Source organism: Flavobacterium sp. PL02 (assembly GCF_035013205.1).
Taxonomy (GTDB): Bacteria; Bacteroidota; Bacteroidia; order Flavobacteriales; family Flavobacteriaceae; genus Flavobacterium.
In genome coordinates, this window is sequence record NZ_JAYGJP010000001.1 from 1,341,495 (window position 1) to 1,353,631 (window position 12,137).

Genomic DNA, 12,137 nt, shown 5'->3' on the forward strand with positions numbered 1-12,137 from the left:
ATAAAAGCTCAAGTTTAAAGTTGGTCTGTGCATTTTGTCATTTCGAGGAACGAGAAATCTTCGCGAGAAGCTCGACTATTTAATAAAAAGCTGTGAGTTAGTTTCTTGCGAAGATTTCTCGTTCCTCGAAATGACAAGTTTGGAGTATTTTGTGTAAAATTAAAGTTCTTTACATCCAAAAGCACGGATTTTTAATTCCTGTGCAAAATCTCCCGACTTCGTACTCATCCCTATAATCGGCAAAGAGAATGAAAAAATTGGAACGAAATTTAGCAAAGGGTTTTTTAATCTGCAGGAAATGGTGACTCTACTGTTTTGACAGCACTTCCATTTAAACCATCTATTTGAATATTTATATAAGCTTGTTTTTCATAATTAGGATATCGAATAACCCAATAATTGTTATTATCTGGAATGGACTTATATTTAGATATAGTAGTCGTATAACCACTCTCTTTTTTTTCTAATGAGATTCCATTTTCTTGACAATATGAAAACACTTGATCATTAGTGTATATAAAACCATTGTCAAAATTTTCAGTAGAGACTAAATCTCCATTCTCTGAATAGCTATACCATTTACCTATTTTAAATCCAAACCAACAATAAATTCCTTTTATTTTTATTTTATTATTAGGATAAAATTCTTTATATATCCCTATTATTGGATTTTCTGAATAATCATATCCGGAAAATGCACTACCAGTTTCATATCCTTTGGAATAATATACGATAGTTTTCCCGTCCTTATCTCTAATAGTATATGAATTATCTGTTTTAGTTATATAAACATTTTTATTTGTTTTACTTGTTACAATTTCATCAGGAAGATTTGATATTTCTAATTTTTCGATAGAATTATTTATTACTGGTTTTTTTATTTTTATATTTTTATTTGTGGTGCATCCTTGGATAATTAATAATAATACTAGCGCTATATGTATTAAATATTTCATAAAATATGATCTTTTAAGGTTCTATTTGTGAAGCTTTCCTTGCTATTTTTCCTTGCCAATCCCATAATGATACAGGATCAATGTTTATTTTGTAAGAATAATCAAGTGTATTAACTGTAAGGTAAGGTTCATGTGCAAATTTAGCAAGTTTTGAGCCACTCCAATAATCTGCATAGAGAATCAAAAAATAAAATTGGAACGGAATATAGTAATGGGTACGAAGTCAGGAGACTTCGCACAGCAATTGCGAACACTACGTAGAACGGGTTATAAATCTGCGCTATCGGGTTTATGTTCTTCCCAAGATAGTATATAAAATTTTTGATCTTCTAACACTTTAATATCAAACTTATATTTCCCTTTCGTAACAGCTTCAATTCCAGTTCCGCAAAGAACAAATTGAGTAGTATCAATTTGTTTATCTCTTATGATTCCGTTAGGGGCTCCAAAGGGTAATCCATCTTGAATGAAAATTTTTTTGCAATCCTTAATTACCAGAGACTTTCCTTTTTCAATATTATAATATTTATTATCAATTTCAAGAGAGTCTATATTATGATTCGTTTTGTTGTAAACTTCTATTTGTAAGTCTTTAGAAAAAAACAAGTAATAAGCACAAAAAAATATAAATAAAACAATTGTGATTAAAAGTACTGAGTTTAGTTTGTTGTTTTTAGTCATTTCTATCATTGTAATATTTAGACTTAGTGATTTTTTAGATGTTTAATGTAGTTATCAAGCAAGCTTTCTACAGGATTAGCAGAATGCACATTAAATTTTAAATTCCTTAGATCAAGTTCAGATTCATAAACTAACCATTTTGCAGCAGCATAACCATCTTCGGCAATAGTATCGTTTTCGTTTAATCCTAAATCATTATCAAAACTAATTAATTCCGGAAGTCCATTTTCAATTATTGCTTTTTTGAAATCATGAAAATTTCTAACTATTACAAAATCAGCATCAGTTAAGTTCTTGTAAACCATTTTTACATCTCTAATATCGTCAAGAAAAAGTTTGTACGGCATTTATTTAGTTTTTTGTGAATTAATGTGCTATTTACCTTTGTCAAAGTTCAAAAAAACTTTGACAAAGGATTAGCGAAACAGCTTTGCGACCTTAGCGTTTTTACAAGAGAATCAATATAAAAAACCTTTGCTCCCGAAGCCTCGGGATTGCGGTTAAATTCACAACAATCGATATACTGGATATTGCATATGCGCCTTTTCATAATATGCAGAATGTTTGTAAACCCAATCCAGTTGTGCTTCGGGATCTTTGGCAAGTTTCGGATCCTTGAGTTTTGCTTGTTCCAAATCTGCTTTTAATTTTGGGTTGTCTTTTAGAAGTTTAGACGCTGTATCTTCAAAAACATACTCTGAGTAACCTTCTTTTTGTTGTAACATAGTATCGAAGAAATTCCAGTTAAAAAATGAATCAACGCCTTCGGGTTCTAATGTTTCTAATAGGTATTTAATTGCCTTTTGTTGGGTCGAGAATACATAATCGCCTTTATAAAAAGGTACTTTTGTTAACTGAGAAGTTACTTTAGTATTTCGGTGCAAATAATGTCCTTCGTAAGCCGAATTTGTCGTTTTAAAATCGGCAATTCTATAACTTTCAACTTCTATAATAGTATCTTTTTTTAGTTGGGTGTATGTAACGCCATTGCTTTTTAGTAAATCGATAACATTCCAGAATCCTTTAGGAATAATATACGCCGTAGGAACAGTAATATCCTTAACCGATTTGAATTCTTTTATATAAGGAATGTCTTTTTTGTATGGTTTTGTTCTGTCATAAAATAATCTATTACCAGTTGTAACTTCACTCTTTTTATGAGTTGCTTCATATCCTAAAAATGAAAAGGTTGTCATTTTTGTGCTATCAATTTCCCACTTAATGGTATAAGGTTTTTTAGGTGCATATTGCGCTTCGTTTTTTAAACGCATTTCCTTTATCTTTTTATAATTAGCATCTGTAAAATCAATTGTAGAAGTCATGTATTCGTATGTCGCTTTTACACGGTCGGCATAATTTTTAAGCATATGTGTTTCGACCACAAAACCTATTGTATTAAAAAGAGAAGTGTATCCTGTTGTGTAACGCGGACTATCCGAAAATTGTATAAAACCATTGTCAGGAGTTTCTTCAAATGCATTGACATAAGGTGTTGTTTCCAGATTTTTTTTCTGCAAATCTTTTACTAATGCCGGCATCATCTCCTGATTTAGATAATCTCCTAAAACAGTTCCTAGCTTATTATGTTGTGTCATAATATAAGTCAGCTTATATTGATAATCAGAACCGTTGCTTACATGATTATCGATAAACACATCAGGGTTTGTTTTATGGAATATCTCCACAAAACTTTTCGTGTTGCGAGTATCCGATTTAATTAAATCACGGTTTAGGTCATAGTTTCTGGCATTTCCGCGAAAGCCATATTCTTCTGGTCCATCCTGATTGGCTCTTGTTGTGGAGTTTCGGTTTAAAGCACCGCCAATATTATAAACAGGAATTGTTACTATTACGGTGTTTTTTGGTGTTTTTATCTTTCCTAAAGCCAAATCTCTAAACAGTTGCATAGTTGCGTCAATTCCGTCAGGTTCGCCAGCATGGATTCCATTATTAAGAAGAATTACTGCTTTATTCTTTTTGATTACCTCAAAATTAAATTGCTTGTCAGGATTAAAAGTAATCATATGTAGAGGATATCCACTATCTGTGAGTCCCATTTCTTCCATTTTGATAGTTGGAAAATCATGTGCAAGAAGCGTATAGTATTTTATGGTTTCTTGATAATTAGCAGATTGGTTTCCGTTTCCTTTTTCGAAATAAGTGTCGTATTTATTGTTTTTCTGAGCAAATATCGAACAGGTTAACAATAAAAAGCATAAAGTAAAAATTCTCATGGTTTGGTTTTTTAATAGAAATCAAATATAATTATTTTCTTTTAAGGCACTATCCCGAAGCTTCGGGACTAAGTTGCAAAGGTTCAAAAGGTTGCTTGATTGTCTAATATTATGCGACGATTAACTATAAAGAATATAAAGTTTTGTTTTGACTATAGTAAAGATTAACCGCAAAAGAGGCACGGTTTTACGCAAAGAGTGCAAGGTAGATAAAAGTGCCAAGAAGCTTTGCGAACTTTATGGTAAAATAACTTGGCGTTAAAATAAAGCCATCATTTTGAAACTTATAATCATATAACTTTTCTCATAAATTATATAACTTTTTTTATTTTATAATTATGACTTTCGTTATGTTTTAATTATAAAACCCCAAAACTATGAGAAATATTAACCAAATTGCTATTGTTTCGAGTATGCTAATAAGTTTATTAAGCTGCTCTAGTGATAAAGATGTCGATGTAAATCCAGGTACAATAACAAATCCTGTAGAAGGAAATGCTGCCAATACAACTTACAAACCAGCATTTGAAGGACAGACCCGAATTAGTGGTGTGCAAACCAATACACCTTATGAGGGAGTTGTTATTGCTACAACATTAACAAGCCCATGGGGAATTACAAGTCTTCCTGATGGTAGATTATTAATCACCGAAAAAACAGGAACGATGCGTATCGCTACGACTACAGGAGTTGTAAGTAGTACAATTACAGGTATTCCTTCCGTTAATTCTGCCGGACAGGGTGGTTTATTAGGACTATGTATTGACCCTGAATTTGCAACTAATCGTATGATTTACTGGGTTTTTGCAGAAGCTACAACTGGTGGAAACAATACAGCAGTAGCCAAAGGAAAATTATCAGTTGATGAAAAAACAATCGAAGGCGCAACCGTTATTTATAGAGCCAAACCAGCCAATGCAAGTACGCTTCATTATGGCGGACGTATTCTTTTCGATAAAACAGGTTTTCTTGTTGTAACTACCGGAGAAAGATCTGTGCTTGAAACCAGACCATTAGCACAATCAGTTGTGACAGGTTTGGGTAAAGTAGTTAGAATAACAAAAGAAGGGCAACCCGCAACAGGAAATCCTACTTTTACGCAAACTGGAGCTTTGCCAGAATTATATAGTATTGGTCATAGAAATCCACAGGGTTTAGCACTTAATCCTGTTACTAACGAAATTTGGGTTGCTGAGCACGGACCACGTGGAGGAGATGAAATCAATCGTATAAAAGCAGGTGCAAATTATGGATGGCCAACCATTACATACGGAATAGAATACAGCGGAGAAAAAATTGGAGCGGGAATTCAGCAACAAGATGGTTTGGAGCAACCAGTTTACTATTGGGATCCAGTGGTTTCACCAAGCGGAATGACTTTCTATACAGGAAATCGTGTTCCAGAATGGCAAAATAATCTTTTCATAGGGGCTTTAAGCGGAATGCATATCGTACGTCTTGCCATAAAAGACAATAAAGTTGTTGGGGAAGAAAGACTTTTGGCTTCAGAAAACCAACGTTTTAGAGATGTCACTCAAGGTAAAGATGGAGCATTATACGCTATTACTGATGGAGGAAGACTTTATAAGATTGACAAAAAATAACAATTAATTTCTTTGTATATCCTATTTTTAGAATTCTAATATCCTGTGGGGATTAACCGTAAAGAGAGTAAAGATTTTCACAAAGTTCGCAAAGCTATATTCAAATAGCTTTGCGAACTTTGCGTTTGTCAATACATTCAATATAAAAAAAATTGCGCTCTTTGTGGTTAAATAAACACACACAGTATTAACTTGAAACCTGAAACAAATTACTCATTACAAATGTTTCGCCAATTCTATAATTCCTTCTTCTATTTGTTGTTCGGTTAAGGAGGCATAACCAAGTCTGAATCCTGATATTGGTTTATCGAAACTAAACTTTTCGGGAGTCATAATTTTTATCCCTTTTAAAAGGAGTTTATCTGCAATTTCAGAGATGTTTACGGGTGAATTTGGTACAATCCAAAATGCTAAACCACCTTCGGGTTTTACGAATGTTGTTTTGTCTTTTAGGTATTTGTTGCAAATGGTTTCAAAGTAATCTCTTTTGGCTTTGTAAATGATTGTAGTCCTTTTTATATGTCTTTTTATTACGCCTTCATTTATAAGTTGTAAAACTGCTTCTTCCATAATATTATCGCCTTGCACATCGATTATTTTCCTGTGTTTGGCTACTTTTTCTATGGTTTCTGTATTGGTTACCAAGTAGCCAATTCTTAATGCTGGCGCGACTATTTTACTTAATGTGCCAATGTAAATCGTGTTTTTGGCATTGCTATAACTCGAAATTGGCAGGATTGGTCTTTGTCCAAAATGGAATTCATTGTCATAATCATCTTCTATAATGGTAAAACCGTAAGTATTGGATAATTTTACGAGCTTTAATCTTCTTTTTAAACTCAATGTTACAGTCGTTGGGAATTGATGGTGCGGTGTAACGTAAATAGCTTTAATATTCTTGTATTTCTTTACGTATTCCTCAACCTCATCAACTATTAATCCGTCTTTGTCAACAGATATTGGGAGTAATTGAGCTCCGGCATTTTCAAATGTTTCCCAAGCTGGTTTGTATCCAGGATTTTCAATCATTATGTAATCTCCTTTGGTAAATAAACAATGCGAGGCGAGGTACATGGCCATTTGGCTTCCTCGGGTAATGCATATTTCATCTGGAGTAATATTCATTCCTCTTTTAAAATTCAGCATTTGAACAATGGCTTTTCTAAATTCTAAATTACCAAGTTCGTTGCTATAACCCATTATTTGCCAGCGCGATTTCCGATTAAAAATCTGTCTGTAAGCTCTTGCGAGTTCATTCATTGGAGCAATTCGGCTGTCGGGAATACCATCATCAAAAACTAAAAGGGGTTTTACTTCTTTAGTTGTAGATTCAGTTTTTCTTTTATGGTTTGTGGTTTCTGTAGCAATAGGTAAAATATCGGCAACAAAAGTTCCTTTTCGTTCCATTGTAATAAGCCAACCTTCGGCTATGAGTACATCTAGCGCTTCAATAACTGTATTTCTGTTCACTTTAAGTAGTCCCGCAAGTTGCCTGCTTCCTGGTAAAGCGTTTCCACTATTAAGGATTCCTGTTTTAATGGCTTCAATAATGGCATCGGCAATTTGTAAATAAATTGCTTTATCTGATTTGTTATTTATCTGAATTTCTAATTGCCAAGGTCTTAACATCTGGACTAGGTATTTGTGTTTAAACTGTGTTATATGGGTAGTCCAAAGTTACGGTAATTTTGTAACGCAATAATGCAAAAACAAATAAATTATATGATTATGGAAACTAAGAAACAATTTTCATCAAAAGATTTTCACGAAACATTTGCACGACCAACTTTTGTGATGCCCGAAAAATTAATACACAGAGATGTTGAACAAGCCGGAGTTCACAATCAATTTTCTACTGAAAGAAAGCATCCCGTTTTCTTTATTGATCTTCCGAGTAAAAACGTGAGTATGACTATTGGAGGATTATTACCTGACCAAATGACAAACAGACACAGGCATACTTATGAAACTGTATTGTACGTAATCGAAGGACACGGATATACTGAAGTTGAAGATGTAAAAGTAGAGTGGAAGGCAGGCGACGCTGTTTATATCCCAAGTTGGGCTTGGCATAGACACAAGAATTTAAGTAATGTAGTTTCGGCTAAATATATAGCTTGTGAAAATGCCCCTCAACTACAAAATTTAGGTGTTGCATTGCGTGAAGAAGAAGGAAGAGATCTTTAATTAAAAAAGAAAAGTAAATGAAAAATACATTGTTTAAAGGTATAATTGCCTATCCGATTACTCCGTTTGACAAAGACGAAAAAGTAGATATTGTATTGTACAAAAAGTTATTAGAAAGATTGATTGTTTCGGGTTCTCATGGCGTTGCTCCGTTAGGAAGTACGGGAGTTATGCCGTATTTGACTGATGAAGAAAAAGAAGCAATTACCGAAGCTACAATAGAACAAGTTAATGGTAGAGTTCCAGTTTTGGTAGGTGTATCAAATTTAACAACCGAAAAAACAATTTACCACGCGAAGTTTGCCGAAAAAGCGGGTGCAGATGCAGTCATGATTATTCCGATGAGCTATTGGAAACTGACAGATGATGAAATTGTACAACATTATGATGCTGTTGCTAAGCAAATTTCGATACCTATAATGGCGTATAATAATCCTGCAACGGGTGGAGTAGATATGTCGCCGGAATTGCTAAAAAGGCTTCTTGAAATCCCTAATGTTACTATGATTAAGGAAAGTAGTGGAGATGTACAAAGAATGCATTATTTGAAAAGAGAACTTGGTGATGATGTTGCATTTTTTAATGGATCAAATCCGTTGGCATTGGCAGCATTTTCTGCAGGAGCAACGGGATGGTGTACGGCTGCGCCAAACTTAATTCCCGAACTAAATGTTGATCTATACAATGCTATTCAGAAAAATGATTTGCAGGAAGCTCAAAAAGTGTTTTACAAACAATTAAATCTTTTAAAATTTATTGTAAACAAAGGTTTGCCAAGAACTATTAAAGCTGGTTTAAAAATTAAGGGAATAGACGGAGGTTTTTTAAGAAGTCCGTTGAAACCATTAACAGAAGATGAAATAGCTGAATTGGAGTTGATTTTTAAAGAATTAGAATAGTAGGGTATTGAGTCTTTTAAGTATTTAACCGCAAGGAGCGCAAAGATTTTCGCAAAGTTCGCAAGGTTTATAAAACATGTAGCTTTGCGAACTTTGCGATTTTAATAAATCCGGCTTATTAAAAACTTTGCGTGCTTTGCGGTTAAATTTCATATATTTCTGTTCTCATTTCAAGCCTGAAACTTTAAACAAACAGTATTTTGACTACTTTTGCAAAATGAATAAGAAACACCATTCGAATAATATACTTTTGAATTTAGGCATCGAAAGCCTAAACGAAATGCAAGAAGTTGCTCAGGACGCAATCCTGAATGATAATAATGTTTTACTACTTTCTCCAACCGGATCAGGAAAAACTCTAGCTTTTTTACTACCAGTTTTAGAATTATTACAACCCGAAATCCTTTCTGTACAATGTTTAATCCTTGTTCCTTCGAGAGAATTAGGATTGCAAATAGAACAGGTTTGGAAAAAAATGGGAACCGATTACAAAGTTAATATTTGTTACGGAGGTCATTCTATCGATACCGAGATTAAGAATCTAAGTAATCCGCCAGCAGTTTTAATAGGAACTCCGGGAAGAATTGCTGATCATATCGACAGAGGTACTTTCCGTTTAGATAAAGTTCAGACTTTAATCCTGGATGAATTTGATAAATCATTGCAATTGGGCTTCCATGAGCAAATGTCTTTTATCATTGGTAAATTACCAAAATTGAATAAACGTGTGTTGGTTTCGGCTACATCGGATATTGAAATTCCAAAATATACCAGAGTAATTAATCCAACGATTTTGGATTTTATACCTGAGGAGGAAGATAAATCGAATCTTTCGATGAAAATGGTGGTTTCTCCATCTAAAGATAAAATAGGAAGCTTATTTAATCTTATTTGTTCTTTAAAATCGCAATCGGCTATTATTTTCTGTAACCATCGTGATGCTGCTGAACGTATTAGTGATACTCTTAATGAAAAAGGGATCTACGCAACTTATTATCACGGCGGAATGGATCAGGATGAGCGTGAACGTGCTTTGATTCAGTTTAGAAACGGAAGTGTGAGTTATTTAATCACAACGGATCTTGCTGCTCGTGGTCTTGATATTCCTGAGATGAATCATGTTATTCATTATCATTTACCATCTAAAGAAGATGAGTTTACGCACCGTAACGGACGTACTGCTCGTATGCTTGCATCGGGAACGGCTTATATCCTAGTTCATGAAAGCGAAAAGAAACTGGATTATATTAATTATGATATGGATGTTTTAAAGGTTGATAATGCTACGACTTTGCCTAAACCTCCAGAATTTCAGACTATATATATAAGTGGTGGAAAGAAGAACAAACTTAATAAAATTGATATCGTAGGGTTCTTTTCTCAAAAAGGAAAACTAGAAAAAGGTGACTTGGGATTAATTGAGGTGAAAGATTTTATTTCGTTTGCTGCAGTAAAATTCAATAAAGTAAAAGATTTGCTTCAAAACATCAAAGAAGAGAAGATGAAAGGCAAAAAATTTAAAATAGAAGTAGCTAGAAAAGTAATTAAGAAAGAAGAGGAGTAATTTATTTATACACAAATAGTTACTGTGTTATTGTTTGTGGTGACAAGTAATTATAAACAATAAATTATATTTAATGTCAATAAATTAACTGTCTAAGAAAGGAGTTAATTTTTTTTATTATTATGTTTGCCCCATAAAATAAATAAACCCCAAAGAATATTATGAAAAAAATTATTACTATTGCTGTTTTGTTTTTAAGTTTTGCATCTTTTGCTCAAATTAAAGTTATTGAAACTGTGCCAGTTGAAAAATTAGGTAAAGTGAACAATAATTATATCCAAAAAATTGGAGACGAATACACTGTATTTTATAACTGTATTCAAAGTGATGATGAAAACAATACTTTAAGAAAATTCACTTTCAAGAATATTGATAACGATTACCTAAATCTTTACAATATTATCGTAAACGGATTTACAGCAACTCCTTTGTATGATATCAAACTAGAATTACCTAACAATTATGTTTGGTTGCATTATACAGCAAGTGTTGATAAACCTACTGTTCAATTTATGGTTTCGAACAAAGAAGGTAATGCAAACAATGTTTCTGAGGCTTTAACAAAAGACCAAGTAAGTAAATTGTTTCAAAAATAATTAGATTATCTACTATAAAAAAGGAGGCTATTCATGATTTGAATAGCCTCCTTTTTTAGTTTTCAGTCTCAGTCTCAGTCTCAGTTTCAGTTTTCAGTTTCAGTATTGAATACTGTGACTGAAAACTGAGACTAAAAAAACTATATTTTCTTCACGTATTGTGTGATAATTACAATTTGCTGACCATCTACTTTTCCTTCGATGTATTCGGCGTTTTCATGGTCTAAACGAATGTTACGCACAGCAGTTCCTTGTTTGGCTACCATACTAGATCCTTTTACTTTTAAATCTTTAATTAAAACTACAGAATCTCCGTGTTCTAAAATTACGCCATTACTATCGCGGTGGATGATTTTGTTTTCGTCTTCTTCACCTTCTCCGGTTGCTTGTGCCCATGCTAGAGTATCTTCGTCTAGGTACATCATGTCTAGCAATTCTTGTGGCCATCCTGCAGCACGCATTCTGCTCAACATTCTCCAGGCAACAACTTGTACGGCAACATTCTCGTTCCACATACTGTCGTTTAAACATCTCCAATGATTTAAATCTACGTTATCTGGATTTTCTATCTGATCTACACATGTGCTACAAGCCATTACGCTTTCATCAATTCCGCCTTTTTGAGTTGGTAAAACTTGATATACTTTTAGGTTTTCGGTTGCGCCACAAAGTTCACATTTAGATCCGCTACGTTTGTTTAATTCTCTTTCTATGCTCATTTTTTAATTGTTTATTTGAAAATGCGAATTTACTTATAATTTAGGAGGGGGACAAATTTATATTTTTGTTCGTTTTTTGCCACAGATTAAAAGGATTAAAAAGGATTTTTTCGTTTTGTCTTTGCGAGGAACGAAGCAATCTCATTTAGTATGTCTATTCCAGTGATTTATCATTTTAGTGTGTTTGCTTCGTTCCTCGCAATGACTTACGCAAAATATTTACTTCTTAACCCTAACCGCATCTGGAACCAGCATTTCGTATTCTCCGCCATTTCGTAATACATCACGAACGATGCTTGAACTTATGTATGATGTTCTTGCTGCTGTTAATAAAAATACAGTTTCGATTTTGGATAAACGTCTGTTGGTATGCGCGATTGCTTTTTCGAATTCAAAATCGGCTGGGTTGCGCAATCCTCTTAATATAAAATGTGCCTTTAATTTATGGCATAAATCTATCGTAAGACCTTCATAGGTTATTACGGTTACTTTGGGTTCATCTTTGAAAGTTTCTTCGATAAATCGCTTTCTTTCTTCGAGTGAAAACATGTATTTTTTTTCGGCATTTACACCAATCGCAATTACGATTTCATCAAATAGTGAAATTCCTCGTTTGATGATATCTTCGTGTCCAAGTGTAATTGGATCAAATGACCCTGGGAATATGGCTTTTCTCATTTTTTTTTAAGGTTCAGAG

Annotated in this window: 13 protein-coding genes; 5 read left to right on the plus strand and 8 right to left on the minus strand. The window is 33.4% G+C overall.

The genetic code is table 11. From position 1 onward, the window contains the following. Positions 1-284: 284 nt before the first annotated feature. The 5 genes from SHI72_RS05640 to SHI72_RS05660 form a co-directional block, all read right to left on the minus strand. Complete coding sequence (locus SHI72_RS05640) at positions 285-956, minus strand: hypothetical protein (RefSeq protein WP_323489318.1); 672 nt, start codon at positions 954-956, stop codon at positions 285-287. A gap of 13 nt (positions 957-969) precedes the next feature. Further along, the gene (locus SHI72_RS05645; protein WP_323489319.1) at positions 970-1,140 is read right to left on the minus strand and encodes a hypothetical protein; all 171 of its coding nucleotides are present in this window, start codon (positions 1,138-1,140) and stop codon (positions 970-972) included. Positions 1,141-1,223: 83 nt separating this feature from the next. Then, on the minus strand, positions 1,224-1,637 hold the full coding sequence (locus SHI72_RS05650) for a hypothetical protein (RefSeq protein WP_323489320.1): 414 nt from the start codon (positions 1,635-1,637) through the stop codon (positions 1,224-1,226). Between the two features lie 23 nt (positions 1,638-1,660). After that, positions 1,661-1,984: a cyclic-phosphate processing receiver domain-containing protein gene (locus SHI72_RS05655; protein WP_323489321.1), complete on the minus strand. Its 324-nt coding sequence runs from the start codon at positions 1,982-1,984 to the stop codon at positions 1,661-1,663. 159 nt (positions 1,985-2,143) lie between these two features. Further along, positions 2,144-3,871 carry a M14 family metallopeptidase gene (locus SHI72_RS05660; protein WP_323489322.1) on the minus strand — a complete coding sequence of 576 codons (1,728 nt, stop codon included), beginning with the start codon at positions 3,869-3,871 and terminating at the stop codon, positions 2,144-2,146. Positions 3,872-4,248: 377 nt separating this feature from the next. On the opposite strand from SHI72_RS05660, the gene SHI72_RS05665 reads away from it, so the two are divergent. Next, a complete protein-coding gene (locus tag SHI72_RS05665; RefSeq protein ID WP_323489323.1) occupies positions 4,249-5,475 on the plus strand; it encodes a PQQ-dependent sugar dehydrogenase in 1,227 nt (408 codons plus the stop codon). 216 nt (positions 5,476-5,691) lie between these two features. Here the strand turns inward: SHI72_RS05665 and SHI72_RS05670 are convergent, their stop codons facing one another. After that, entirely contained in the window at positions 5,692-7,104 is a 1,413-nt protein-coding gene (locus SHI72_RS05670) for a PLP-dependent aminotransferase family protein (RefSeq protein ID WP_323489324.1), read from the minus strand. A 93-nt stretch (positions 7,105-7,197) separates the two neighbouring features. Between SHI72_RS05670 and SHI72_RS05675 the strand changes: the two genes are divergently transcribed. The 4 genes from SHI72_RS05675 (at position 7,198) to SHI72_RS05690 (ending at position 10,721) form a co-directional block, all read left to right on the plus strand. After that, positions 7,198-7,662: a cupin domain-containing protein gene (locus SHI72_RS05675; protein ID WP_205625777.1), complete on the plus strand. Its 465-nt coding sequence runs from the start codon at positions 7,198-7,200 to the stop codon at positions 7,660-7,662. Positions 7,663-7,679: 17 nt separating this feature from the next. After that, positions 7,680-8,561, plus strand: a complete 882-nt coding sequence (locus SHI72_RS05680) for a dihydrodipicolinate synthase family protein (protein ID WP_323489325.1) — start codon at positions 7,680-7,682, stop codon at positions 8,559-8,561. A 217-nt stretch (positions 8,562-8,778) separates the two neighbouring features. Continuing rightward, on the plus strand, positions 8,779-10,125 hold the full coding sequence (locus tag SHI72_RS05685) for a DEAD/DEAH box helicase (protein WP_039113086.1): 1,347 nt from the start codon (positions 8,779-8,781) through the stop codon (positions 10,123-10,125). Positions 10,126-10,286: 161 nt separating this feature from the next. Then, a complete protein-coding gene (locus SHI72_RS05690; RefSeq protein WP_039112974.1) occupies positions 10,287-10,721 on the plus strand; it encodes a hypothetical protein in 435 nt (144 codons plus the stop codon). A 140-nt stretch (positions 10,722-10,861) separates the two neighbouring features. On the opposite strand, the gene SHI72_RS05695 is transcribed toward SHI72_RS05690, so the two are convergent. After that, the gene (locus SHI72_RS05695; RefSeq protein WP_039112973.1) at positions 10,862-11,440 is read right to left on the minus strand and encodes a PhnA domain-containing protein; all 579 of its coding nucleotides are present in this window, start codon (positions 11,438-11,440) and stop codon (positions 10,862-10,864) included. Between the two features lie 219 nt (positions 11,441-11,659). Continuing rightward, positions 11,660-12,118 (minus strand): pantetheine-phosphate adenylyltransferase, encoded by a 459-nt coding sequence (gene coaD / locus SHI72_RS05700; protein ID WP_035622952.1) that lies wholly within the window; start codon positions 12,116-12,118, stop codon positions 11,660-11,662. Positions 12,119-12,137: the final 19 nt, after the last annotated feature.